The sequence below is a fragment of the Desulfoluna butyratoxydans genome, from assembly GCF_900699765.1.
Classification (GTDB): domain Bacteria; phylum Desulfobacterota; class Desulfobacteria; order Desulfobacterales; family Desulfolunaceae; genus Desulfoluna; species Desulfoluna butyratoxydans.
This window is the reverse complement of the sequence record NZ_CAADHO010000001.1, coordinates 223,710-248,101: the sequence shown is the minus strand read 5'-3', so window position 1 is coordinate 248,101 and position 24,392 is coordinate 223,710. Positions and strand designations below refer to the sequence as shown.

At 57.1% G+C, this 24,392-nt stretch carries 19 protein-coding genes and 1 riboswitch; of the genes, 13 read left to right on the top strand and 6 right to left on the bottom strand.

From position 1 onward, the window contains the following. Nucleotides 1-91: 91 nt before the first annotated feature. Nucleotides 92-1,345: a serine/threonine transporter SstT gene (gene sstT, locus MSL71_RS01175; RefSeq protein WP_180136849.1), complete on the bottom strand. Its 1,254-nt coding sequence runs from the start codon at nucleotides 1,343-1,345 to the stop codon at nucleotides 92-94. 558 nt (nucleotides 1,346-1,903) lie between these two features. Further along, nucleotides 1,904-2,129, top strand: a riboswitch (cobalamin riboswitch). Between the two features lie 296 nt (nucleotides 2,130-2,425). On the opposite strand from sstT, the gene thiC reads away from it, so the two are divergent. The 8 genes from thiC (at nucleotide 2,426) to MSL71_RS01135 (ending at nucleotide 13,250) form a co-directional block, all read left to right on the top strand. Beyond that, nucleotides 2,426-3,748, top strand: coding sequence for a phosphomethylpyrimidine synthase ThiC (gene thiC / locus MSL71_RS01170; protein ID WP_180136848.1), 1,323 nt, complete (start codon nucleotides 2,426-2,428; stop codon nucleotides 3,746-3,748). A gap of 216 nt (nucleotides 3,749-3,964) precedes the next feature. After that, the gene (cobT, locus tag MSL71_RS01165; protein WP_180136847.1) at nucleotides 3,965-5,032 is read left to right on the top strand and encodes a nicotinate-nucleotide--dimethylbenzimidazole phosphoribosyltransferase; all 1,068 of its coding nucleotides are present in this window, start codon (nucleotides 3,965-3,967) and stop codon (nucleotides 5,030-5,032) included. An 89-nt stretch (nucleotides 5,033-5,121) separates the two neighbouring features. Then, the gene (locus MSL71_RS01160; RefSeq protein WP_180136846.1) at nucleotides 5,122-6,129 is read left to right on the top strand and encodes a methyltransferase; all 1,008 of its coding nucleotides are present in this window, start codon (nucleotides 5,122-5,124) and stop codon (nucleotides 6,127-6,129) included. Nucleotides 6,130-6,288: 159 nt separating this feature from the next. Then, nucleotides 6,289-6,954 (top strand): helix-turn-helix transcriptional regulator, encoded by a 666-nt coding sequence (locus MSL71_RS01155; RefSeq protein ID WP_180136845.1) that lies wholly within the window; start codon nucleotides 6,289-6,291, stop codon nucleotides 6,952-6,954. Nucleotides 6,955-7,134: 180 nt separating this feature from the next. After that, nucleotides 7,135-8,331, top strand: coding sequence for an LPS export ABC transporter permease LptF (lptF, locus tag MSL71_RS01150; protein ID WP_180136844.1), 1,197 nt, complete (start codon nucleotides 7,135-7,137; stop codon nucleotides 8,329-8,331). Further along, nucleotides 8,328-9,404 (top strand): LPS export ABC transporter permease LptG, encoded by a 1,077-nt coding sequence (gene lptG / locus MSL71_RS01145; RefSeq protein WP_180136843.1) that lies wholly within the window; start codon nucleotides 8,328-8,330, stop codon nucleotides 9,402-9,404. The genes lptF and lptG overlap by 4 nt, the downstream gene beginning before the upstream one ends. A 48-nt stretch (nucleotides 9,405-9,452) precedes the next feature. Further along, complete coding sequence (gene lpxK / locus MSL71_RS01140; RefSeq protein WP_180136842.1) at nucleotides 9,453-10,535, top strand: tetraacyldisaccharide 4'-kinase; 1,083 nt, start codon at nucleotides 9,453-9,455, stop codon at nucleotides 10,533-10,535. A gap of 762 nt (nucleotides 10,536-11,297) precedes the next feature. Further along, the gene (locus MSL71_RS01135; protein WP_180136841.1) at nucleotides 11,298-13,250 is read left to right on the top strand and encodes an LTA synthase family protein; all 1,953 of its coding nucleotides are present in this window, start codon (nucleotides 11,298-11,300) and stop codon (nucleotides 13,248-13,250) included. Nucleotides 13,251-13,486: 236 nt separating this feature from the next. On the opposite strand, the gene hldE is transcribed toward MSL71_RS01135, so the two are convergent. Beyond that, entirely contained in the window at nucleotides 13,487-14,941 is a 1,455-nt protein-coding gene (hldE, locus tag MSL71_RS01130; protein WP_180136840.1) for a bifunctional D-glycero-beta-D-manno-heptose-7-phosphate kinase/D-glycero-beta-D-manno-heptose 1-phosphate adenylyltransferase HldE, read from the bottom strand. A gap of 43 nt (nucleotides 14,942-14,984) precedes the next feature. After that, complete coding sequence (locus tag MSL71_RS01125; RefSeq protein WP_180136839.1) at nucleotides 14,985-15,941, bottom strand: GSU2086 family protein; 957 nt, start codon at nucleotides 15,939-15,941, stop codon at nucleotides 14,985-14,987. A gap of 216 nt (nucleotides 15,942-16,157) precedes the next feature. On the opposite strand from MSL71_RS01125, the gene MSL71_RS01120 reads away from it, so the two are divergent. Further along, nucleotides 16,158-17,201: a glycosyltransferase family 9 protein gene (locus MSL71_RS01120; RefSeq protein ID WP_180136838.1), complete on the top strand. Its 1,044-nt coding sequence runs from the start codon at nucleotides 16,158-16,160 to the stop codon at nucleotides 17,199-17,201. Here the strand turns inward: MSL71_RS01120 and MSL71_RS01115 are convergent. The 3 genes from MSL71_RS01115 to MSL71_RS01105 are packed head-to-tail and all read right to left on the bottom strand — an operon-like array spanning nucleotide 17,185 to nucleotide 19,728. Next, nucleotides 17,185-17,859: a lipopolysaccharide kinase InaA family protein gene (locus MSL71_RS01115; protein ID WP_180136837.1), complete on the bottom strand. Its 675-nt coding sequence runs from the start codon at nucleotides 17,857-17,859 to the stop codon at nucleotides 17,185-17,187. The genes MSL71_RS01120 and MSL71_RS01115 overlap by 17 nt on opposite strands. Continuing rightward, nucleotides 17,856-18,866, bottom strand: a complete 1,011-nt coding sequence (locus MSL71_RS01110; RefSeq protein WP_180136836.1) for a glycosyltransferase family 9 protein — start codon at nucleotides 18,864-18,866, stop codon at nucleotides 17,856-17,858. The genes MSL71_RS01115 and MSL71_RS01110 overlap by 4 nt, the downstream gene beginning before the upstream one ends. Nucleotides 18,867-18,897: 31 nt before the next feature. Continuing rightward, a complete protein-coding gene (locus MSL71_RS01105; RefSeq protein ID WP_180136835.1) occupies nucleotides 18,898-19,728 on the bottom strand; it encodes a class I SAM-dependent methyltransferase in 831 nt (276 codons plus the stop codon). Between the two features lie 543 nt (nucleotides 19,729-20,271). Here MSL71_RS01105 and MSL71_RS01100 point away from each other — a divergent pair. The 4 genes from MSL71_RS01100 (at nucleotide 20,272) to MSL71_RS01085 (ending at nucleotide 24,324) form a co-directional block, all read left to right on the top strand. Next, nucleotides 20,272-21,594: an O-antigen ligase family protein gene (locus MSL71_RS01100; protein ID WP_180136834.1), complete on the top strand. Its 1,323-nt coding sequence runs from the start codon at nucleotides 20,272-20,274 to the stop codon at nucleotides 21,592-21,594. A gap of 67 nt (nucleotides 21,595-21,661) precedes the next feature. Continuing rightward, nucleotides 21,662-22,765 carry a glycosyltransferase family 4 protein gene (locus MSL71_RS01095; RefSeq protein WP_180136833.1) on the top strand — a complete coding sequence of 368 codons (1,104 nt, stop codon included), beginning with the start codon at nucleotides 21,662-21,664 and terminating at the stop codon, nucleotides 22,763-22,765. Between the two features lie 127 nt (nucleotides 22,766-22,892). Further along, a complete protein-coding gene (locus MSL71_RS01090; RefSeq protein WP_180136832.1) occupies nucleotides 22,893-23,675 on the top strand; it encodes a glycosyltransferase in 783 nt (260 codons plus the stop codon). 88 nt (nucleotides 23,676-23,763) lie between these two features. Then, complete coding sequence (locus tag MSL71_RS01085) at nucleotides 23,764-24,324, top strand: acyltransferase (RefSeq protein WP_180136831.1); 561 nt, start codon at nucleotides 23,764-23,766, stop codon at nucleotides 24,322-24,324. Nucleotides 24,325-24,392: the final 68 nt, after the last annotated feature.

The window sequence follows — 24,392 nt, the reverse complement described above, 5'->3', positions numbered from 1 at the left end:
GGGGCTGGTTGAGAATGAGTGTCCAAAAAAAAGGGCCCCATGGGAATGATTCCCATGGGGCCCTATGTGTTGTCTCTTTATGCGCGAAAGCTTATGCGGCTGCAACCGTTTCGGTTTCGGTTTCAGTTGCGGCAGTGCCTCGGGCGTTAAGATCCGCTGCAGCAGTAAACAGCACGTCGGTGGAGCTGTTCAGCGCGGTTTCGGCGGAGTCCTGGATGACGCCGATGATGAAACCGGCGGCCACGACCTGCATGGAGATCTCGTTGGGAACACCAAAGAGGCTGCAGGCAAGGGGGATCAGAAGGAGCGAACCACCGGCCACACCGGAGGCCCCGCAGGCGGAGACGGAGGCGATGATGCTCAGCAGAAGTGCCGTTGCCATATCGACCTGAATGTTCAGGGTGTGGACGGCAGCCAGGGTCATCACGGTGATGGTGATGGCGGCGCCGGCCATGTTGACGGTGGCACCCAGCGGAATGGAGACGGAGTAGGTGTCTTCGTTGAGGTCGAGGCGCTTGCACAGGTCCATGTTCACGGGGATGTTGGCTGCGGAGCTGCGGGTGAAGAAGGCGGTGACGCCGCTTTCACGCAGGCAGGTGAACACGAGAGGGTAGGGGTTGCGCCGGGTCATGAAGAAGACGATGGCCGGGTTGACGATGAGGGCGATGATGAGCATGGCCCCTAAAAGAACCTGAAGCAGGTGGGTGTAGCCGGAAAGGGCTTCAAAGCCGGTGGTGGCGATGGTCTGTGAGACCAGGCCGAAGATGCCCAGGGGGGCAAACCGGATAACCAGCTTGACGATGCTGGAGACACCGTTGGAGACGTCGTGCAGGAAGGTCTTGGTTGCTTCACCCGTGTGCTGGAAGGCAATGCCCAGGGCAATGGCCCAGGCAAGGATGCCGATGAAGTTCCCCGTAGCCAGGGCGTTGATGGGGTTGTCCACGATTTTGAAGAGAAGGGTGTTGAGAACCTCCCCAATGCCGTTGGGCGGTGTGGCTGCCGTGTCTGTGGCCACCAGGGTCATGTTGGTGGGGAAGAGAAAACTCAAGGTGACGGCTACGAGTGCCGCCATAAAGGTTCCCACCAGGTAGAGACCGATGATGGAGCGCATGTTGGTGTGGGTGCCGCGCTTCTGGTTGGCAATGGAAGAGGCGACGATGACAAAAACGAGGATGGGTGCAACAGCTTTAAGCGCTTTGACGAACAAGCTGCCGAACAGGCCTGCGGAGTTTGCCGTATCCGGTGATACCTGAGAAAGGATGACACCTGCAATGATTCCGATCACAATCTGCAGCACCAGGCTTCCCGAAGCGATTTTTTTAAAAATCCCTGTCACTTGATTCATGAATTTCCCCCAAAGTTGGTTAAATATTCCTTAATTCCACTAACACCAATTCATAGGGGAAATATCGCTTATATGTCAATATTTTATTTCCAAATAGACTTATTCGTAACGAGGGCGTTATGTTTTTGCGCATTCATGAATCTGTGACCGAAATGTAGGTAGCGGAAGATTGAAACATCGCAAAATAAAGGGCAAATGGAGCTGTGGGGGAACATGGGGTCGGCGGACCTGGAAGCCAGGCTGGGGGTGGACCCCAATGGCGGAGTTCTTCTTCGCAACACCTGAAACAACCGTTAATCAAGGTGCTCGAATAAAATGAAATAACGTTCAATCCCTGTTTGCCACATGTGCGGAGCATGGGGTGAACAGCCCTTAATGGTTCTCTTTAAATACCTGCTGCTTTAAGGGCGGATGTGGTTTGACATGAAGGGCAAAGCTTATCCGTAAGCTGGTTTCAACATGTTACTCGCAACAGTGGCTTCACCACCCTTGCCGCCGGAAGGCTTTTTCCCCTTGACGCCCTTTGTCGGTTTCGTGTAGAGGATGGACAGTGCCCGGTAACAGGGTACACATTCAATTTGTCATACGGTGTCATGCAAACGGAACTACGGTGAAAATCCGTGACGGTCCCGCCGCTGTAACCGGGTGGCCCGGCGCAGGTTGGTTTCTCCTCATCATGTGAAGAGATGCCAGCGGTCACTGCCTCTCCTGAAGGGAGGCGGGAAGGCGCGTCGGGAGCTTTTACCCCGGAAGTCAGAAGACGTGCATGAGACTCACGTGACCGAGTTCGATGGCAAAGGGCTCTGAGGTATATCTATATACATACCTCAGAGCCCTTTTTTTATTGCCTGAAATCGGTGCGTTTCACCGGCACGGGTTGGTGTCGGTGGGATATGGTCATGAAATTCCGGCGCTGTCTGTTCGTACTCCTTGCTTTCTTTCGACAGACGGATTTCATGGCGGCATCGGGTGATCTCCCGGGTGGAACCGGGGCGCTGTCGGAGTCGGTGGCCGAACGAATCATGGTGGCGGCACTTTTTTCAAGTGCCCGCCGATATGCTTGTAAGGAGAAGAGATACAATGGCTGTAGACAAGACCCAGATTGAATTGGCCCGGGAGGGCGTGGTTTCCCCCCAGATGCAGCAGGTTGCCGAAAAAGAGGGGCATGCCCCCGAGCGCATTCGTGAGCTGGTGGCCAAAGGGGAGATCGTCATCCCCAACAACCCCAAGCACAAAGGCCCTGCAGTAGGCATCGGCACCGGCCTTCGCACCAAGGTGAACGCTTCCATCGGCACCAGCTCCGATATCTGCGACATCAAGAGTGAAATTGAAAAGGCCCTGGCCGCAGAGGAAGAGGGCGCCGATACCCTCATGGAGCTCTCTGCCGGGGGCGACCTGGACCTTGTCCGCCGCGAAGTGCTGGCAGCCACCAACCTTCCCCTGGGCAATGTGCCCCTTTATCAGGCCTTCAAGGAGACCGGGCGCAAGTACCAGGATCCCTCCAAGCTCGATCCCGAATACCTTTTCGACCTCATCGAGCAGCAGCTCGACGACGGTCTCTCCTTCATGGCCATTCACTGCGGCATCAACCAGTACACCATTGAGCGCCTTCGCGCCCAGGGGTTCCGGTACGGCGGCCTTGCCTCCAAGGGCGGCACCTTCATGGTGGCCTGGATGGACGCCACCAAGCGGGAAAACCCCCTTTACGAGCAGTTTGACCGCGTCTGCGCCCTCATGAAAAAATACGATGCGGTGCTCTCTTTGGGCAACGGCATTCGCGCGGGCGCCATCCACGACAGCCACGACCGCGCCCAGATGGCCGAGATGATCATCAACTGCGAGCTGGCCGAGCTGGGACGCGAGATGGGTTGCCAGATGATGGTGGAAGGCCCCGGCCATGTGCCCCTGGATGAAATCGAAGGCAACATCATGCTTGAAAAGCGCATGAGCGGTAACGCCCCCTACTACGTCCTCGGCCCCATCCCCTGCGACACCGGCGCCGGGTACGACCACATCACGGCGGCCATCGGCGCGGCCAGCTCCGCCCGTTTCGGGGCAGACCTTATCTGCTACATCACCCCCGCCGAGCACCTGGCCCTGCCCACGGTTCAGGATGTGCGCGAGGGCGTGCGCGCCACCCGCCTGGCCACCCGCATCGGAGATATCGCCAAGTACCCCAACCGCCGCGAAACCGAGAAGCTGGCTGCCATGGCCCGTCGCGAGATGCGCTGGGACGATCTGGAAAAACACCTGCTCTTCCCGGAGGTGGCCAAGTCCATCCGTGCAGAGCGCACCCCCGAGCAGGAAGACACCTGCACCATGTGCGGCGACTTCTGCGCCATGAAAAAAGGGATGGAGGTTTTCCAGCCCGACATCAAAGGCGACAAGATCTACAAGGGATAACCCAGGTTCGCGAATGCGCCCGTGAGCAACGGTACGGGTTATTGATGTGTAGCCATTCAGTTTAAAACGCCTCCGGTGGTCCTGCCGGAGGCAAGTTGAATCGCCACAAAGACGATTTGTTACGAACGACCATTCGGTCCCCATGGTGCCATGTCTCCAACCACTGGCATCATGGGGGCGCATGTTTTGATTGGATTGATTGAGGAGGGGTTCTGAATGACATTGCTCGAAAAGACAATCGGTTCCATTGTGGGGATCGATCGCGGGATTGAGACGCTTGCCCTTGCCCGCCTGGCCGACCAGGCGCGGCCCCAGGGGAGTCTTGGGGTGCTGGAACCCCTGTCCGCCCGCCTTGCAGCCATTGCTGGAAAAATCGATGTGAAGCTCGAAAAGAAGGTGGTGGTGACCTGTGCCGGAGACCACGGCGTGGTGGAGGAGGGCGTGAGCCTGTTTCCCCAGGAGGTCACCGAGCAGATGGTCCATAACTTTGTGATCAAGGGCGCCTCCATCAACGTGCTGGCCAAGCACGCCGGGGCCGAGTCCCTGGCAGCCGATATCGGCGTCAAGGCCGAATTTGACCCCTCTCTTCCCATCATCCATAAAAAGGTGGCAAAAGGCACCGAAAACTTCACCAAAGGCCCTGCCATGACCCGCGAGCAGGCTGTGGCTGCCATTGAAGCCGGCATTGAGATCGTGGACGAACTCGTGGCCCAGGGCGGGCTGGACATGCTCGGCACCGGGGACATGGGGATCGGCAACACCACCCCCTCCACGGCCATCATCGCCGTACTCTCCGGGGAAAAGGTGGAAGACCTTACCGGGCGGGGCACGGGTATCAACGATGAGGCCCTCCTGCGCAAGATCGACGTGATCAAAAAAGGGATCGAGGTGAACAACCCCGACCCCAAGGATCCCGTGGACGTGCTGGCAAAGGTGGGTGGCTACGAAATCGGCGCCCTGGCAGGCCTCGTTCTGGGGGCTGCGGCCCATGGCGTCCCTGTGGTGTGCGACGGGTTTATTTCCACGGCAGGGGCCCTGATTGCAGGGGACCTGGCCCCCACGGCCAAGGAGTACCTCTTTGCCAGTCATCGTTCCGTGGAGGTGGGGCACACCTTCATGCACGATCATCTGGGCGTGGACCCCCTCCTGGACCTGGGCTTTCGCCTGGGCGAGGGCACAGGGGCGGCCCTGACCATGGAACTCCTGGACGCCTCCACACGCATCCTGGCCGATGTGCTCACCTTTGACGAGGTGGCCATCAAGGATCCCCACACCAAAGGGTAATGTTATTTTTGTAACCGGTTGTGATACGATGCCCCTGCATGACGCCATGCAGGGGTATTTTTGTCTGTGACTGTGATTTCGGAGAATGTATGGGTGAGATGACACCGTATTTGAAATTCAAAAACGTGCTGACCGGGTATCGCCAGTATCGGTTGCTGGAAGCGGCCTTTGACGCCGGGGTATTTGAGCACGTGGGCGCAGGGCCTGTGACCGCAGAGACCCTCTGCCGCAAGGTTGGGTGGGATCTTGCCTTCGGGACCCGAGCCCTTTCCGCCCTGTGCGTGCTGGGGTTTTTAGAAGAGACTCCCCATGGGATCAGGGTGTCCGAGGGGGGGGCGCTTTTCTTTGGTGCGGATGCGCCCCACCCCATGGCCGGGACCCTGGCCTTTGAAAAACGGCTCTATGATTCCTGGGCTCTCCTGGGAAAGACCCTGGAGCAAGGCGAACGTGTCTACGCCGCATCGGAGAAGAGCGAGGCAGAGTATAAAAAAGACCTGGCCCAGTACATCGAGGCCATGGACGAGGCGGCCCGCATCCGGGCGGCTGAACTCTGGCAGGTGGTGAGGCCGGACAACGGGCAGGGCCTTTTTGTGGAGCTGGGGTTTGGCTCCGGGGCTTACAGCCTCGCCTTTTTGGAACGGCATCCCGGCTGGAGAGGCTCCCTTGCCGACCTGGATGATGTGGTGGGGATTTTTGGCGAGACCAAGGCGAGCCATTCCGCCTTTGACCGTGTGACCCTTTCCTGCGTCAACCTGCTGGAAGAGAGCTGGGACCTGGCTGCCTGTGAAGGGGCCAATCTTCTTCTGCTCTCCAACCTGGTGCACTGCCAGGGGGACGAGGAGACCCTGGGGATCGTTCGGCGTGCTGCCGGGCTCCTGGCACAGGGCGGCACCCTGGTGGTCCATGATTTTTATCGGGACCGGGGCGAGGCCGGTGGGTTGTACGACCTTCACATGATGCTGAACACCTACAACGGGAAAGTGTACACCACCGGCGAGATGCGGGCCATGGTCGAGGCGGCCGGGCTTGTTTTTGCCGGGGACCTTGCCCTGCCATCGGGCTCCTGCGCCGTTCTGGCACGAAAATGTGAGCCCTGAAACCCTTTACAACCCGTCATCCTCTGGCTATGATTCGGGCATTCTTACGTCACACGTGCGTCACGGGTGCAGGCCTTGGGAAGCCCGGGGCCGTGCGTCGGCAATGGTCCTTGGACCGGCGGGGAGCATGGGCGCCCCGGGCGGTGAAAGAGTGGGGTTATGAAGTGGAACAGAGACGTGTTTCTCCATAATCTGGAGGAACTGGTTGCGCAGGAGTGGGGCGGGCGTCTGGGCGAGCTGGATCGTACCGTGGGCCTGACCGGTGCCTTTGAATCATGGAAAAACGGCACGTCCCCCACCATTGATGCCATTTTCAGGATCTGCCAGGCCTTTGACTGCGATATCACCTGGCTGTTGAACGGGTACGCCGGGGGAGAGGGCGCCGGCATGGTCAACGCCCTGGTCTACATTCCCAAGTACCGTGCCACCTTGTCCGGTGGCGGCGGCTCCTTTGAGACCACGGCCGAGGTGCTTGAGACCTGCCCCTTTGGGGAGGTCTGGCTTCGAAAAAAAGGCAACCCGTCGTCCCTTGTGCTGTTTGACGTGGCCGGTGATTCCATGGCCCCCATGATTTTAAGCGGCGATACCGTCATGGTGGACCGCTCACGGACCGGTGACGAGGGCCGGTTCAAGGGGGGTATTTTTGCCTTTCGCGAAGGCGACACCATTAAGGTCAAGCGACTTTATACTGAAGATTCTGCCGTGCGTGTGCTCTCCGACAACAAGGCTGAAGCCGTGGACTATCTGGCCGATCTGACCGGTTTTGAAGTGATCGGGGAGGTGGTCTGGGTGGCCCGGGATCTTTTGGGCATGCACGCGTCATGAACAGCAGCCTGCCTCCGGCGTGAACGAATCTATCGTAAAGCTTCTGCCCTTGGCTTTGACAGCCGAATCCGCTTCAATAAGCCGAATGAGCCTTTGAAACCTGTTTATCAAACTTTTCAAAAGTTTTGCCCCCGGCAGGGCTGCCGGAGGTGCTTTTTTGTCTTTTTATACCAGTGATAGGTGACCTCCATTACCATTATCAATCGCTACATTCTGAAAGAGCTGCTGCAGCCATTTTTACTGTGCCTGGGCTTTCTCAGCCTTGTCTTTCTCCTGACCAAAATCATCGACATCACCGACCTGGTGGTGAATTACCGGGCGAGTCTTTCCACGGTTCTTGCCATGGTGGGCTACACCCTGCCGGTGATGATGCAGTACACCCTGCCCATGTCTGTGATGATGGCGGTGCTGCTGACCCTTTTGCGCATGTCCGCCGACCGGGAGATCGTTGCCATCAAGGCTGGCGGCGCCGGGCTTTCCGCCATCCTGTACCCGGTGGGGGCCTTTTGTGTGGTGGGCTCTCTTCTGACCCTGGGTGTGACGGTTTACGGTGTCCCCTGGGGGAACTACTCCTATAAAAAGATGGTGGTGAACATAGCCTCCGCCGGTGTGGACGCCTCCCTGAAAGAGGGCACCTTTAACACCAACTTCGACGGGGTGATGCTCTATGTGGAGCGCATCAACCCTGAGGACAAGAGCCTCCACGGTGTGTTTATCCGGGACACCCGGAACCCCGAAAGCGAGGTGGCCATCTCAGCTCCCAGGGGGGTGAGGTTTTTCTCCAAGGAGTCTGAAACACTGACCCTGCGCCTTTTTGACGGCGAGGTCAATCAGGTGAACCTGAAGAACCGGTCGGTCAATGCCATTGCCTTTTCCACCTACGACATCCGGGTGAACTTCGGCAAGCTCAGCTCCAAGAAGAAGCTGGGAAGCAAGGCCCGGGACGAAATGAGCCTGTCGGAGCTTTCCGCCCACATCGCATCGGAGAAGAAGGCGGGGCGCAATCCCGATACGGCCATCATGGAGCTCAACGAAAAATTTGCCCTGGCCCTGGCGGCCCTGACCCTGGGGATCCTCTCCATTCCCCTGGGGCTTCGAAGCGCGTTTTCCCGCAAAGGATCGGGCATGGGGCTGGGCCTTGTCTGTTTTCTGCTCTATTATGTAATGCATGCATCGGGATGGTCCCTGGGCAAGTCCGGGGCGGTTCCTCCGGAGCTGGCCCTCTGGATGGGCAACGTGGTCATGGGAAGCGCGGGCCTGGTGTTTCTGGTGAGGGTCTCCCGGGAGAAGACGCTGGGGTTTGATGTGCTGGGCGGGTTGATTCTGTCGTGTGTGCGTCGGGTCATCGGGCCCTTCCGGAAAGGAGGGCAATCATGAACATCATCCAGCGGTATGTTCTGAAGCAGTTTTTCAAGTATTTTGCCATGATCCAGGTGGTGGTCTTCTTTCTGGTGGTGGCCATCGATTACCTTTCGTGGATATCAAAGTTCCTCAGGGCCAATTACAACCTCCTGGACGGGGTGGGGTTCGTGGTGATGAGGAACCTGGGGATTATCGTGATGATGACCCCGGTGTGCGCCCTGTTGTCCAGCGTGGTCCTGTTCGGGCTCATGCGGAGAAACAATGAAGTGGTGGCCCTCATGGGCGGCGGGATCAGCGCCTGGAGGCTGGTGAAGCCCCTGGCGTGGGCGGGTATCATCCTGACCCTCCTCGTGTTTATCCTGGCGGAAACCCTGGTTCCCGTTGCCCTGAACAAGGCCACCTATATTCGCATGGTGGAGATCAAAAAACGCAATATCCAGACGACCCACGGAAACAACATCTGGTTGCGGCACGGGCGGGAGATCATTTACATCAAGCATTACACCATCGCCACCAAGACCCTCTCCGGGGTCTCCATCACCCGGTTTGCCCCTGACTCTTTTGTCCCTGTGCGCCGGGTGGATGCCGCCTCCGGAGTGTATACGGGCAGGGGCTGGTCCCTCAAGGATGTCATTGTCCAGGAACCCGTGGCGTCGGAAGGCCAGCGTTCCCAGTATGTGTCGGCCGCCATCGACATGGTGGGGGTGATGCCCGAGGACCTGGGCAGCGTGGTCAAACAGGCCCGGGAGATGAGTTTTTTTGACCTCTGGGAGTACATCCGAAAGATGGAAAAAGAGGGGTACGATGTCACCCGCTATCGGGTGGATTTTCATGCCAAGATGGCCTTTCCCCTGCTTTGCCTCATGATGGTGATGATCGGCTCCGGCATTGCCCTTACGCGGGAGCGTCATGAAGGGATTCCCGTGTCCGTGGGCATCGGCATCTGCGCCGCCTTTCTCTTCTGGGTCTTCTACAGCCTCTGCCTCTCCCTGGGGTACGGCGAAATGCTGCCCCCCTTTGTTGCCGCCTGGGCCGCCGATGTGGTTTTTCTCTGTGGGGGCGGGCTTCTGTTGCAGGATGTGGAGTGATGGGCTGCCTGGATTTCGTAAAGGGAAGCGAGTGATTGCATGGGGATTATGACGGATTACATTGAACGTGCCTTTGAAGACGATGGGCGGACCTCTCCGGTTTCGCCCAAATTTGCCCTTCTGGGGCTCTCCAAGGTGTACGGCGCCCTGGGGCGGGCCAAGCGGGCGGCCTATGAACAGGGGCTGCTGGAGGCAAAACGACTGCCTGCAAAGGTCGTGGCCATCGGCAACCTCACCGCCGGGGGCACGGGCAAGACCCCCATGACCCTTTTTGCGGCCCGCTGGTTCCAACAGAAAGGGGCCAGGGTGGTCATTGTGAGCCGAGGGTATGGCGGGAGTCTATCAAAAAGGGGGGCCGTGGTCTCCGACGGTGACGTCGTGTTTCTCTCCCCCCATGAGGCCGGCGATGAGCCGGTGATGATGGCCGAGCAGCTTCCCGGAGTGCCCGTGGTCATCGGCAGCGATCGGTATGCGGCGGGCATGGAAGCCTGCGATCGGTTCCGGCCCGATGTGGTGATTCTGGACGACGCCTACCAGCATATCCGTCTGGCCCGGGACCTGAATATCCTTCTGGCCGACGGCCGTCGACCCTTTGGCAACGGCCATGTCCTGCCGAGGGGGTCCTTGCGCGAACCCCTGTCCGCCCTTTCATGGGCCGACGCCGTGGTGTTGACCCGTGCAGGCCAAGGGGATGTCCATGGATTTTCTGACCATCTGCCCGAAGAGTTGAGGGGTATGGCCGCTTCTCTGCCTGTGCTTTCGTCCACTCACCGGGCCACCCTTGTGGACGGCACGGGACGCCCCGTTACCCCGGATGAACTGGGGCCGGTTTTTCTCTTTTCCGGCATCGCCAAGAACCATGCCGTGGAAGAGGGGGCTGAAAAGCTCGGTGTGACCATTGCCGGGCGTCGGTTTTTCGGGGATCATCACCCCTACACCGAGGCGGAGATCGCTGCCCTGGAAGAGCAGGCAAGGTCCTGCGGTGCCTCTGTTCTGCTCACCACGGACAAGGACAGAGTCAAGGTACGATCCATGGCCTCCATGCCCCTTGCCACCATTATGGTTTCCATGGACTTCAATGAGGACCTCCCTGCCGTCACCTCCCTTTTAGAGACCCTGATACGCCAATAAATACCGGTTTTGTTCCTTTGCAGCCGGTTTCGTTGGTAAATCCGGTTCCACCGTACCCGGACCATGGCGTTTTTAAAAATCGCCCCGCCGAAGGTGAGCTGGATCGGTGCGGGGGCCAGATACATACAACGGTGCGATGTTGCTGTTTTTGGTTGTCTCTCTTCCTTTTGGGACTCTCTCTTCACAGGTCAATCCAGCGGTAATCGCATGGCGGATACGCTTTCATGCTGTGAAAACCCGCTGTTGTGTGCTATGGACCTAGTTGACGATTCTATGTCAACGCCGGAGGGGAGTTCGTGTGGGAGCGGCTCCCCTTTGGCACCTTTCCAGGTTCTTCCTGTTTTTTCCCTCCCTTCTTCATCAATGCGCTCCATGGTTCATATGGACGAGCCTTCCATCTTCCCTTCCTGGGATCATCCGGTTCAGTGGTTTTTTTTGCGGCGTTTCTGTGCGGCAGGGGGGGCATTGTGGGGTTTGTCAAGCCTGTCGGGGAGTGGTTGCCGGGAACCGACAACGGAGAAATAGCTTTAATTGCGCGGGTAGATGTATTAAATAGGCCTCCGAATGATGATTCTGCCCCAGGGCTTCGGTAAGGATCATACAAAGAAATCGCACCGGGATGATCGAAGTCTGCTGCCGCTTCTTACAAATAAGAGCGGAGCATGGGAATATGTATCGGTGTGTTTCAGGAGACGTTGTATGCAGTACCCCAGGAAGTTGCGCCTGTCTTGGAAGGCCTTTTGTGTTGAGTTGCAGAAGGATATGAAACTGCTTTTGTTTTTGATCCTTACCTTGCAGCTTTATCGTCTGTTTGTCCTTGTGATGTTTCGAGATGCCGTGACTGGAAGTATCGGCCTGACAGACTATATCCTTGCTTTTTTCAGTGGGCTCCGGTTTGACGGTCGCGTATCCGTGTTGGTTCTGATTCCCACCTTTCTCACCTCGATCATGTGTGCGTTTGCGGACGTCTCAAGGGGCGCTACCGTGGTGCGGGCATGGATGGCTCGCATCGCCCTGCTGTTGAACGCCGTTGTCTTTTCGGTGAACTTCATGTTCGTCACTGAATACAAGGACACCTTTAACCAGTGGATTTTTGGGGCGGTGTACGATGACTTTGGTGCTGTGATCAAGTCGGCGTGGACCAGCTACCCTGTGGTGACCATCACCGTGGCAACGGTTCTTTTTTATCTCTTGGCCCTGAAATGTGCCTTAAGGTTAATCAAGACGCCTGTCTTTCCGGATGCCTGGTTCTCTTATCTTGGCAAATCCCTGCCCATGAAAGCGGTGACCGTGGCCTGCATGCTCTGCATCGTGACCTTCTGCGGACGGGGATCGGTTGTGAGTAGGCCGGTCCAGCTGAAAGATGCTTCCGTCACCCGGGATTCCTTTTTGAACCGCATGGTGCTGAATCCCTGGTCCGCCCTTCGCTACACCGTAAAGCACCATAAGAAGGTGGCAAGCGCGGCAGGCCTTGAGAGCATTTTGCCGGACGGAGATATGCAAGGGGCTGTGAGATCCCTCTTTGGCGAAGTCCCCGGAAATTCCCTGGACGCTGCCATGGCCCGGACCAGTAGGGGAGCGGCAGCGCAGCGGCCCAAGCACATCTTTTATTTTGTCATGGAGAGCATGGACAGCTGGTCCACCCTTGAGCGGTACCGTTCCCTGAACCTGATGCCTGAGATGGCGCGCCTGGGGAAAGAGGGGATGCAGGTGCGATCCTTTATCTCCGCCAGCAGCGGGACCATGGTCTCCCTGTCCGCCATCATGACAGGGCTCCCCGATGTGGGGGTGATCACCAATTACCAGCCCGCAGCCCAGAAACCGTTTCCCACCTCCATGGCTCCTCAATTCAAAGATTTAGGGTATGAGACCAACCTGTTTTACGGGGGCTACCTCTCCTGGCAGCGTCTTGAGGATTTCGCCCTGAACCAGGGGTTCGACAGGTGCTACGGCGGCAACCACATGGGTGATTGGCTCAAGGGCAACGAGTGGGGCGTGGATGACGGGGACCTTTTCGATTTTATCCTGAAACAGCTCGACAAGGAGACACCGTCTTTTAACCTGATCCTCTCCACAACCTATCATCCGCCGTATGATCTGGACGTGTACGGCAAAGGATTCTCTTTAAAGGAGATTCCGCCTGAGCTTTCGGATGTGTACGACGGAAAGATCCCCCTGGCCACCTTTGGCCACCTGTGGTACGCGGACCATGAGCTGGGACGGTTTGTCCGGGAAGCGGAGAAGCGGTTTCCCAAGGCTCTGTTTGCCATTACAGGGGACCACTGGTCCCGGAAATTTTTGAACGAACATCCTTCCCTTTACGAGAGCCGCAGCGTCCCCTTTGTGCTGTACGGAAAAGAGGTGCTCAGCGGGGTACCCATTCCCAAGCAGGTGGCAGGAAGTCATCTGGACATCATGCCCACCTTGCTCGACCTGGCAGCTCCAAAGGGCCATACCTATCACAGCCTGGGCTCCAGCATGCTGGATCCGGACCGCAGGCAGGTGGGCATCGGGCGGGGCATGATGGTGACCCCCGGGTACATGATCTCCGGTAACCGTGTGGAGCACCTTCCTTACGCCGAGGAGGCTGAGGCCCCGGACACCGGCGAGGTGTCACGGCTTGTTCGGAGCTGGCGGGCCCTGGGGTGGTGGCGGATCATGAAAGGAAGCTCCCTGCCTTCAAGCTCCAAGGAGATGGCAGGGCTGACTCCCTGATCATAGGTGACATGCAACACTACGAGTTTGCGTATCCTTTCGTTGCTCAACCCTAAGGGCCGAACAACGAAAGGAGAGGCGGCCGGAAGGTTGTTGCGGAGCTTTATTGAAAAAGCGACCCGCCGGAGGCATAACTGAAGGGTTACGTCAGAGATATGAGAACAAAAAAAGGCGCCACGGATGACCGTGTCGCCTTTTTTTTATGCCGTCTGTTAACGGTGATGGGGACCAGATCTTTACTGCTTGTCTAAAATACGCTGCTCAATGCCCGTGGTGCTACGGCCCTCCATGAGGGGGACGAGTTCCACACGGCCGCCGTAGCTCTCCACCACCTCTTTGCCCACCACCTCATGGGGCTTGTAGTCCGCTCCCTTGACCAGGATATCGGGCTTTAACGCCCGGATCAGCTCGATGGGGGTGTCTTCGTCAAAGATAACCACGAGATCCACGGAGGAGAGGGCGCTCAAGATGGCGCCGCGGTCCTCTTCACCCACGATGGGGCGACGGCTTCCCTTGAGCCTGCGCACCGAGGCGTCGCTGTTGAGACCCACCACCAGGCGGTCTCCCAGGTTCCTGGACTTGTGGAGAATGTCCACGTGGCCGTGGTGGAGCAGGTCGAAGCAGCCGTTGGTGAAGACCACCTTGTCGCCGTTGTCCTGCCAGCGGGCCACGGTGTGCGCGGCTGTTGACCGGTCACAGGTCTTGATGAAATCCGATTTTTTCTTGTCGCTTTCCACCTGCTTGAGCTCGCCGATGGTGACGGGCCTCGTTCCCAGCTTACCCACCACGATGCCTGCGGCTGCGTTGGCCAGGCGCGCGGAGGCGTCAAAGGGGAATCCTGCGGCCACGGCTGCAGCCAGGGTAGCGATGACCGTGTCTCCGGCGCCGGAGACATCAAAGACCTCTCTGGCTTCGGTGGGGATGAACAGGGCGTCCTGCTGCCCTGCCTTGAGGCACATGCCGTCGGCACCTCGGGTGAGGAGAAGGTTGGCCAGGCCGTAGGTGGTTCGGGTCTCTTCCACCTGATCGGTGACGGCTGCTTCGCTTGGGGTGAGGCGATGCCCCAGGACCAGTTCCAGTTCACTGGTGTTGGGGGTGATGCAGGTGGCTCCGTGGTAACGGTCCCAGTCGCTTCCCTTGGGGTCCACGAACACAGGGATCCCTTTGTCTGCGGCCAGCCTTATCAGGGCCTGGCAGGTCCCTTCGGTCTGCATCATCCCTTTTCCGTAATCGGAGAGAATCAGGGCGTCTGCGGTTTCCAGGATTGATTTGCAGGTGGTCATGAGTTGGGCTTCGTCAGCCTCGGAAAGTGTGTCGGCCATTTCGCTGTCCAGGCGGAAGAGCTGCTGCTTCTGGGCCATGATGCGCGTCTTGGTGGTGGTGGGACGTTCTTTGGAAGCCACAAGGCCGTCCGTTGCGATGCCCATGTCCTGTGCAAGCCAGGTGACGCGCCTGCCGGTTTCGTCATCCCCCAGGAGGCCCACCAGGGTCACCTGGCATCCCAATCCGGCCAGGTTGGCAGCCACATTGCCTGCGCCGCCTAAAATTTCGGTGGTCTCACCGGTTTTGACCACAGGGACCGGGGCCTCGGGTGAGATCCGCTCCACCTCTCCCCAGATATATCGGTCCAGCATGACGTCGCCCACCACAAGGACGCGTGTGTTGCTGAAGGTATCGGTGTTGATGTGCATGGTGTGTCGGGTTTCCTTTGTCTGGTTACAGGCGCTCGGGGCGCTACAGGTTGCCGGCTTCGATCTCCATGATGGCCGAGGCCAGCAGGGGGATCATGATCTCGTGGTGGCCTGTGATGGCATAGCCTTTGCCACCCGGCATGACGGGGCGGGAGACCACGTTGACGTGGGGCCGGTAATGTTGGATCATGTCGAAGTTTGCCGTGGTGAAGTGGGTGACCTTGTGCCCCAGGTTTCGGGCCACGGCCAGGGCTTTGAGGAACACTTCGGGCATGATGACGGCGCTGCCGAAGTTCAGGACCACCCCGCCGCCCCCAAGGTTGGAGACGCTGTGGGCAAAGATGCGAAAGTCCCTTAAGGACGCTTCGCCGATGGCGGCTCCCCTGGCGGTGGGGTGCTGATGGACAATGTCGGTGCCCAGGGCCACGTGGAGGGTGTAGGGGATTCCCAGCTCGTGGGTCCTGGCCAACAGGGCCCGGCCCCTGTGGGGGGCGTCTTCTTCGATGAGCATGGCACCCACGGCCTGACCGAACCCTTCGGTTCCTTCCGCTGCCCGTTCGGCGGCTTTGTTGACCAGGGCGGCCGTGTCTTCGGCCATGCCGAAGGAGCCGTCTTCCAGCTGGGCGGCCACGTCTTCCGATGTGTGGCCGAACCGGGCCAGCTCGGTGTCGTGAATTCCGGCCGCGCCGTTGGAGGCAAAGTGGGTGATGAATCCCTGCCGGGCAAGGTCGGCAAGGATGGGGGAGCAGCCTGTCTTGATGACGTGTCCGCCGATCATGGCCATGACGGGCTTGCCCTTGGCCTTTGCTTCCACCACGGCACGGGCCACGGCCAGGAGGTCCCCTGCCTTTAAGATCCCGGGAAGGTTTTGGAAGAATCGGGCCATGGAGGTTCCCGCCTCGCAAGGGGTACCTTCAAGGGAGGTGGTTACTTTGGAAGGGCGCAGGGTGGCGGAGTAGGTCCGGACCTTGGTTATGTCTATCTCTTTGTATCGGGTCATGGTATCACAGTGTCGTTGTTTGGGTTATGGACACACGGGACGGCTGGTGTTGGGCTTCGTGTGAGGCGGCTGTTTGGTGCATCAAGTCATATCACAGCGTTGCCCGGCAGTGGAAGGGGATTTTCCCTCTCCCATGGTTGCCGAAAACATGGCCTTCCGGCAAGGGCAGCACGGCCTTTTGAACCGGCGAGTTACAAACGTGGGAAGGATGTGGGAATGGACAAATTTCCGGCTAAAAAGATATGTGTGATAAGAACATCGGCCCTGGGGGACGTGGTCCATGCCATGGCCCTGGTGGAGGCGCTGCGCCACGGATACCCGGACGCGGAGATTACCTGGGTGCTCCAGCCCCTGGCCTATGAGATGGTCAAGCACCAGGGCGCGGCGGACCACTATGTGCTCTTTGATCGCAAAGGAGGGCGCAAGCACTGGCAGGCGTTGCGAAAACGGTTCAAGGGTGAGGTGTATGACGTGGTCCTCATGCTCCAGGTGAGCATCAAGGCCAGCGCCATCTCCACCCTGATCAAGGGCCGGCTCAAGCTGGGCTTTGACATGGCCCGGTCCCGGGAGTGCCAGTGGCTCTTTTCCAACCGGCGCATCCCCAAAAAGACTCCGGGGCACGTTCAGGACCAGTTTTTTGAGTTTGCGGAGTACCTGGGCGTAACGGATTACCCTGTGGCGTGGAATTTCGGGTTCACCGACGCCGAGCAGGAGGAGCGGGTAGCCTTTTTTGACGGCCTGGGGGCTCCGGCCGTTACCTTTGTGGTGGCTTCGTCCAGTCCGGACAAAGACTGGCCTGCGGCCCGGTACGCCGAGGCCGTGGATCACGTGGCCCGAAAAGGTCTGGTTCCGGTTCTTACCGGGGGCCCCAGTCCGCGGGAGAAGGCCCTTGCCGACGAGATCAGCCGCCTGGCTGAGACCAAACCCGTCATTGCTCTTCAAAACGGTATCCGGGATCTTCTCGTGGTGCTGTCGGGCTCCACGGTGGTGGTCTCCCCGGACACGGGGCCCCTGCATATGGCTGTGGCCCTCAATGTGCCCACCGTGAGTCTGTTCGGGTATTCCAACCCCAGGCGCTGCGGACCCTACAGGCGGTTTCCGGAGCTTCTCATCGACCGGTTCACGGAATCTGCGGAAGAGAACGGAGCCAGGCGCTATTTTAAGACAGGGCGCATGGAGTACATCTCAGTTTCCGACGTCACGGAAAAGATCGACCTGGCCCTTGAGCGCTATGCCGGACCGCCTACAGACCGTCCATGATGCGGATGAAATGACGGCCGAGGGTTTCGGGCAGATTGTGCTTTTTCACGGCCCGGAGCCACCTTTTGACGTAGAGGTCAGCAAGCTCCTGCCGGGGACCGACCTCTTCCCGGGCCTTGTCGAAATCGATGAGAACGGGCAGGTCATCTTTGGTGACGATGATGTTGCCCGGGTGCAGGTCCACATGGTGGATTTCCATATCGAGCAGGGCTTTCATCTGGGGGGCAAGGCGGGCAAAGAGGGTCTCCAGCCGGTCTTCCGGGAGAGGGGCTGTGGCCAGTGTGTGGTCGTGGGGCACGGTCTCCATGAGAAGCCAGCAGCATCGAAGCAGTCTTCCCGATTCAATGAAACCCAAGGGGGCAGGGGCCGTGACGTTTGTTGCAGCCAGTCTGGCAAGGAGCTCATACTCCTGAGCGGCCCTGCTCTTTCCGCATCCCATGTAGAATTTTCGGTTGACCTTGCCCAGGAGTCCTCCCCTCAGGAAAGGCTTGATGGCCACATGCTTTCCGGCGATGCCGTCGATGAACTGCAGGGAGCCCCGTCCTCCCAGGGTTTTGGTTGTCTGTGCCAGGGTGTCGGGCAGGCGCTCGATTAGAAGGGCTGCCTCGTCGGGTGTGAGGGCAAGGGGGCTTGTGACGGTGTAGGGGCCGATCTTCATGAGTGCTCCTCTGCCAGAAGGGTCTCCACGGCGGAGAGCACCTGCTGCGGGGTGATCTCCCGCATGCACGCTTCGGTGCCGTTGGGGCACTCCCGTTTCCCGTGTCGGCCGCAGGGGCGGCAGGGCAGCTCTTTTTCCACCACAATGGCGTTGTTCTTCCAGGGCCCGAAGCCGAAGGCAGGGGTTGTGGAGCAGAAGATGGCCACGTTGGGCACCTTGAGGGCCGATGCCATGTGAAGGGCCATGCTGTCGTTGCAGATGATTACGTTTGCCCGGCTGGCGACCCAGATCATCTCACCGATGCCCGTCTTTCCCGCCAGGTTTATGGCCGGGATTCCCCGGGAAGCCTGACTGCAAGCCTCGGCTTCAGCCGGGCCTCCGGCCACCACAACGAAGAGCCCTTTGTTGATGAGCGCCTTGGCAACCGAACGGTAGCCTTCGGAATACCACATCTTGGTCTCCCAGGCGCTTCCCGGAACCATGAGGGCAAAGGGGCCCGGGGGCATGGCCTGTTTGAGGTTTTCGGAGATGTCGCCATCAGGGGGCGGAAAAAGGCGCATGTCAGCTTTCAAGGTGGTGATATCGGTTTCGCCTTCAAGGATGGCAAGGTTTCTCAGTACGTCATGGACCGACGGATCCCGCCGAAAGGTCCGATGGTAGAGAAAGCGCCCTTTGGCATTGGAAAAACCGATGCGCTCCGGGATTCCTGCAAGGGCCAGCATCACACTGGTGCGGATGGATCGGTGGAGAGAATAGACCCGGTGGAATCCCATGGCTCTCACCTGCGCCGCCATGGCCCGAAGCCCTTTGAGCCCTTTGGCACTCCCTCGTTTGTCATAGGGAATGACCCCGGAGAGCAGTGGGTCGTGGGCCACGAGGTGGCTGGACAGGGGGGTGGTCATCATCCATAGCTCGGCATCGGGGTGGAGGCTTTTGATGCCTTCGATGACGGGCGTTGAGAGGATGGTATCCCCCAGGAAACTGGTCTGGACAATCAGTATTTTCATAAGGGTTTGCTTCAGTGGTGTCTCGCGTAGGTCATTTGGGTGAGATTGTTTCGCCCTCTTTTTTTTCGAAAATCAGAATGAGCGACCGGCTGAACAGCAGGTTGTGGTGAAACATCCAGTTGGGGGATTTTGATGCCTTGTCACCGCTCCACCGGTTACGGAATTTCGGCATCTGGAGCCACGCAAATCCCAGGAGCAGAATCGGAGAGAGAAGAGGGATCAGGATTTTTCGCTTGAACTTGTCTCCGCTTATGCCTATGAGTTCAGCCCCGTGGCATGCGAACAGATATTTGAGCTGAACGATACTCAGGGACGAAATATGGCCCCTGTCGATTTTTTCATGCTCAAGGACGGGCTGGTTGGCGTAGGGCTCGAACTGGAAAAATGTCCCGGTAAAGAGGAACTGGAACCTGCTGTACAGGTTGTGGATATTGGGCAGAGAGATGATCACGCGCCCGTTTGACCGGCAAATTCTGCACAGCTCGGAAATGAGCCGGTTCGGCTCAATCACATGTTCGACCCCTTCAAGGCAAAGGATGGTATCGAAACGCCGATCCTCAAAAGGAAGGCTCGCTTCCATGTCGGCGTATACATAGTCTGGTTTTTCGGCATTGATATCAGCGCAGACGACGTTGTGGCCGGCTTGGGCGAGCTTCTGGGATAGGAGACCATTTCCTGCAGGAATATCAAGGATATCCTGCTTTTCAGCTCGTTTTACGACTTCATGGTACACCTTGGCCATGTACCCTGTGAAATTTTTAACGTGTGAGAATTTTTTCATTATGGTCGCTTTTTTTCGCGCAAGCGCGTTAGTGTCGATTAAGGAAGACTGCTGGAATTTTCGAGCTGAATATATAAACATTGGGGGAAAAAGTCCATTGAATATACGTATGATTTACCGTGGAACGAGGGTAACATCGTGACCTTGCCAATGGCCTTCGGTAAGCGGGAAGCCTGGAATGAGAGCAATGAAACGATATCCCACGACTGCATCAGGCAGGCGGGAAGGACCTTAAATCCTCCGGTTTCTTTTGATGTTCAATGACCTTCGGTTTATGGCGTTGTGACAGCCTCCGGGTTGTGATATCTCTTTTCAAAATACTACCCCGGGCCGTATGACGATTTAGGGGGGCGATGGATTCATCTTGTTTCCATTTCTGTGGAACGTCATGGCTCGTTATGGTGCGGTTATTTTTAAACGTATATTACGGCTGGATCCTGGTTGGCTAAGCTCAGGCGGCTACCGGGGCCGGTTGGGATCACTCGATCGGATACAATGGAAGGAAGAGATCGCTCCACGGAACCAGGACGTCTTAAGCATCAACGTTGTCTCGTCTTCGCGAAAGCCCCTTATTATTATGGCTGGTCATGATGTACCGGTAATTGCCCTTGTTGAGCAATATTAATGAAGCTTGATGATCATGCGATCAGGCTTGCCTGGTGCCATGTTTTGATAATTTTTCAGGAGTTAGGTGTGGAAGAACAGGAACCTTTCGTAGTAAGTAAGCGAGATATATGGGGCGGATATCTGGATAAGGCGACCTTCGGGCTTGCCGTTCTTTTTTGTCTTTTTGTATTTGTCTCCAAGGCAGCCATGAACTCTTTGGGCGGGCTGTTGCTTGTCATGGGGCTTGTCTCTGCGGGCGTGAACAGGCAGCCTCTTTTTAAGGAAAATAATTATCTTTCATTTTTTCTTATTCCCATTGGTGTAGGGTCCGTCACGGCCCTGTTTTCAGTTTCAGGCGGGTTGGCCTCAGTGGCCTCGTTTTTAAACGACATGAAATTTTTCCTTCTTCCTGTTGCTCTCGCCGGCGTGATCCGGGATGAAAAGAGATTTGGCTGGCTTTTGGGGGCCGTGCTTCTCTCGGGCGTTGTGGCAGTGCTCTGGGGGATGGCAGAGCCTGGACAGCGAGTGTTTGGTTTGTTTCATGGCAGGCATGCTGTCGGGCGCACCGCGGACATGCTGATGATCCCTCTTCTGAGCATTGTCGTCTTTCTCGGAAACGGTTATTTCAGGCGAAAAATAGGCGTGGTGGGCATTGCTGTTTTGATCTGTGCCGGAGGGCTGCTTTTCTGGGGGCTGATCATGACCGCCATCCGCGGGGCCTGGCTGGGTGTTATCTTGGGGCTAGGGGTATATGCTCTGCTGTTTAACCGCAGGTGCCTTATTGCAGGTGTTGTTCTGGTGGTGATCGCATGCAGCATCGGTCCTGCAGGCAAGGTGATAACGGAGTTCAAGTCCATCGGGGATACCACCTCCAACCATTCGAACCTTGCCAGGCTCCAGCTGTGGCGAGCAGGCTTGGACTTTTCGAAAGAACATCTGTTCTTGGGAGCCGGTCGGGAGAATATCGACGAACAGTTCAGCGCTTTTTATGCCTCACAGCCCGAGTCCTATCAAAAGAAATACCCCTGGAGTAATACGTTTCCCGGTAACTTTCACAACAGCTATATCCAGCTCCTCGCCGAATGCGGGGTGCTCTTTTTTTCTGTGTTTTCCGTGTGTGGTGCGCTCATGTTCTATCAGCTTTTCCGATCCCTGTCATGGGTCCCCCCTGAACAGGCTGTGTATGTGCAGGCCGCCATTTCCGGTGGGGCGGGGTTTCTGGCAAGCCAGTTTTTTCATGGGGAACTTGTGTCGTACGGCGGGATTTTGCTGGTCTTGGTCCTTTTCGGGGGGTTGATGGTTTCCCGGAATAAAGAACACAGGGTGGTCCCTGCCTCATAAAGATGACGGTGCATCCAGGTGGGTGACGCGACCATCGCAAAAGGAATAAGGAAACGGAGTCTTTCGTATGAACCAACATATTCTTCAATTGTGCCTGTCTCCGGACCTTGGAGGTCTTGAACTTTATGCCTTGAGGCTTTCAACCTTCCTTGCCCCCGAGGTGAACCTGACCTGCATTGTGTCGGAGGCGGGACGATTGAAAGGGGCCTTTGACAAAGCCGGCGTGCCGTGTATTCCCATCCGAAAACCGCCTAAACTCTGGCCGTTTCACGCTGCGAGGATAATTGCGGGCATCATCGACGAAGAGGATATCGACGTTATCCATATCCATTGGACCAAGGATATTCCCCTTGCCGTTCTGGCCAAACTGCTTTCCCGGAAAAAACCAAAGTTGGTGCAGTCCCGGCACATGACCATGACCCGCTTCAAAGGCGATGTGTACCATAAGTTTTTATACAAGCACATGGACATGATGATTGCGGTTACCCGCCAGGTTCAGGAGCAGATCGAGGCGTATGTCCCGGCCGATGTAAGACCCAACGTGGAAACCCATTATATCGGTGCAAAAACACCTCAGCCCATTGATGAGGGTCAAAAACAGGCACTGCGGGCGCAGTATGCCTTGGGGACTTCGTTTACCGTGGGGGTGGTTGCCCGGATCGAGGAGGGAAAGGGACAGTATCTTCTGATTGATGCTATAAAGCAGTTGAAAAAACAGGGGATGGATGTCAAAGCCCTTCTTGTGGGGGACGCCATGACGGATTTGTACCTTGAAGACCTCAAGGCAGGCCTGAAGCGAGACGGGCTGGAGTCCAATATCGTGTTTACCGGGTTTATAACCAACGTGCAGGAGCTCATGCAGACCTGTGATGTGGTGGTGCTGCCTCCGGAGGAGGAGACCTTCGGGATGGTTCTCATTGAAGCCATGAAGTGCGGGGTGCCCGTCATCGGGAGCAACCGCGGAGGCCCCCTTGAAATTATTGAAGACGGCCGGTCTGGTTTGCTGTTTGAGAGCCTTGACAGTCGGGATCTGGCCGATAAGATCGGGTACCTTTACACCCACGGAGAAGAAAGGGACCAGATGGCCCGAGAGGGGTGCAAAAGGGCATCTGATTGCTTTGATGAAGAGGCGCAGTTTCAGGAGATGCTTGATGTTTTGACCTCAATGTAGCATCTGTTCATGGTGGGAACCTCTTTGGGGTGGTTGGGCGGTCGGCCGAAGGGTCTTGTTTTTGGCCTGGAACGGTAATCGTCGTCTTGACCATTAGCACAGCATATTTTTTTTACATGGATACCTAATGAAAATTACCTTGATAATCTCTGCTTACAACCGGTCGGATTTTCTCGATATTGTCCTGCGCTCGGTGGTAAGGCAGAGCTATGAACATTTTGAGGTGATCGTTGCTGAAGACGGACGCAGCACGGCCATCAAAGAGGTCGTGGACTCCTACAGATCACACGCTCCCATTTCAATAACGCACCTGACTCAGGAAGATCGCGGGTTTCGGAAGTGCAGGATCCTTAACCAGGCCGTGATGACAGCGTCAGGGGCCTTTCTGGTCTTTATCGACGGTGATTGCGCGCTGCACCCTCAGTTTATTTCTCAGTATGCAAAACGGTGTCAGGGCGATGTATGCCTTTTTGGCCGTCGGGTGATGCTCGGGCAATCCTTTACGGACAAGTTGATGAGCGGTGCGCTGGGTTTTGCAGGTGTGAACCTGATGTCTGTTGTCTGCTCAGACAGCAAACGAAAGGAAAATGCCATTTGGCTTCCCTTTCGTCTGTCTTTTCGCAAATGTGGTATCGTGGGCTCCAATTTTTGTGTGGCCAAACACAAGATGCTGCAGATCAATGGGTTTGACGAGGATTTTGAAACCGCCTGTATTGGTGAAGACACGGATATCGAACGCCGGCTGAGGCTTGTGGGGGTTCGGTTTGTATCAACCAAGTTCAATACTGTTCAGTACCATCTTCATCATCCGGTGACGGCTCGCGCTGAATCCTACAACAAGAGCTTTGGGGTGTATTCAGAAAAACTGCGGCTGAATTCCCATTGGTGTGCCAACGGAATCGTGAAATAAATGTTACAGCTCGTGCCGGTCAGGTAGGCGTTTTGTCGGCCACGCTGCTTTGGATAGCCGTATTGTGTGGTGGAGAAGGATGATGAGTATGAGAACCTTACTGCTTTACATTCGAAACAAAGTGCGAATCAGCGGGTGTCACCATGTTCAAATAGACCGGACTGCACGGGTCAGACGTTGCTTTATCTCTATTAAGGGACAGAACAACCGGTTGATTATCGGCAAAGGTGCGAGCGTCTGCGGTACTTTTTTGGAGATCAACGGAAATGATTGCTCCATCGTGATCGGCGCCAATTGCCGCATCGGTCACAATAGCTATCTGTCGGCAAGGGAGACGGGTATCTCCATAACCGTTGGCAAGAACTCTTCATTTTCTCGCAATGTGAAGATCATGACGAGCGACGGGCACAATATCCTCCAAGGAGACAGACGAATCAATCCGGCCAGGAGCATTGTCATCGGAGACCATGTCTGGATTGCCGACGGCGGCGTGGTCCTGAAAGGCGGATCTGTAGGGGACCATTCGATTATCGGGATGAACGCGATGGTAACACGGGCCATCGGGTCAAATAAGATTGCTGTGGGGCAGCCCGCCGTCGAAGTCAGGGATGAGGTCTCCTGGTGCGAAGAATTGACACATCATCTGTGATGAGACTGGCGATGTGGCTTTATATATTACAAGCGTTGGCTGGAATGGTCTACGTGGTTTGAGTGGAC

Coding starts and splice junctions, on each gene's coding strand:
- sstT (WP_180136849.1), bottom strand. CDS start 1,345: ATGAATCAAGTGACAGGGATTTTTAAAAAAATCGCTTCGGGAAGCCTG.
- thiC (WP_180136848.1), top strand. CDS start 2,426: ATGGCTGTAGACAAGACCCAGATTGAATTGGCCCGGGAGGGCGTGGTT.
- cobT (WP_180136847.1), top strand. CDS start 3,965: ATGACATTGCTCGAAAAGACAATCGGTTCCATTGTGGGGATCGATCGC.
- MSL71_RS01160 (WP_180136846.1), top strand. CDS start 5,122: ATGGGTGAGATGACACCGTATTTGAAATTCAAAAACGTGCTGACCGGG.
- MSL71_RS01155 (WP_180136845.1), top strand. CDS start 6,289: ATGAAGTGGAACAGAGACGTGTTTCTCCATAATCTGGAGGAACTGGTT.
- lptG (WP_180136843.1), top strand. CDS start 8,328: ATGAACATCATCCAGCGGTATGTTCTGAAGCAGTTTTTCAAGTATTTT.
- lpxK (WP_180136842.1), top strand. CDS start 9,453: ATGACGGATTACATTGAACGTGCCTTTGAAGACGATGGGCGGACCTCT.
- MSL71_RS01135 (WP_180136841.1), top strand. CDS start 11,298: ATGAAACTGCTTTTGTTTTTGATCCTTACCTTGCAGCTTTATCGTCTG.
- hldE (WP_180136840.1), bottom strand. CDS start 14,941: ATGCACATCAACACCGATACCTTCAGCAACACACGCGTCCTTGTGGTG.
- MSL71_RS01125 (WP_180136839.1), bottom strand. CDS start 15,941: ATGACCCGATACAAAGAGATAGACATAACCAAGGTCCGGACCTACTCC.
- MSL71_RS01120 (WP_180136838.1), top strand. CDS start 16,158: ATGGACAAATTTCCGGCTAAAAAGATATGTGTGATAAGAACATCGGCC.
- MSL71_RS01115 (WP_180136837.1), bottom strand. CDS start 17,859: ATGAAGATCGGCCCCTACACCGTCACAAGCCCCCTTGCCCTCACACCC.
- MSL71_RS01110 (WP_180136836.1), bottom strand. CDS start 18,866: ATGAAAATACTGATTGTCCAGACCAGTTTCCTGGGGGATACCATCCTC.
- MSL71_RS01105 (WP_180136835.1), bottom strand. CDS start 19,728: ATGTTTATATATTCAGCTCGAAAATTCCAGCAGTCTTCCTTAATCGAC.
- MSL71_RS01100 (WP_180136834.1), top strand. CDS start 20,272: ATGAAGCTTGATGATCATGCGATCAGGCTTGCCTGGTGCCATGTTTTG.
- MSL71_RS01095 (WP_180136833.1), top strand. CDS start 21,662: ATGAACCAACATATTCTTCAATTGTGCCTGTCTCCGGACCTTGGAGGT.
- MSL71_RS01090 (WP_180136832.1), top strand. CDS start 22,893: ATGAAAATTACCTTGATAATCTCTGCTTACAACCGGTCGGATTTTCTC.
- MSL71_RS01085 (WP_180136831.1), top strand. CDS start 23,764: ATGAGAACCTTACTGCTTTACATTCGAAACAAAGTGCGAATCAGCGGG.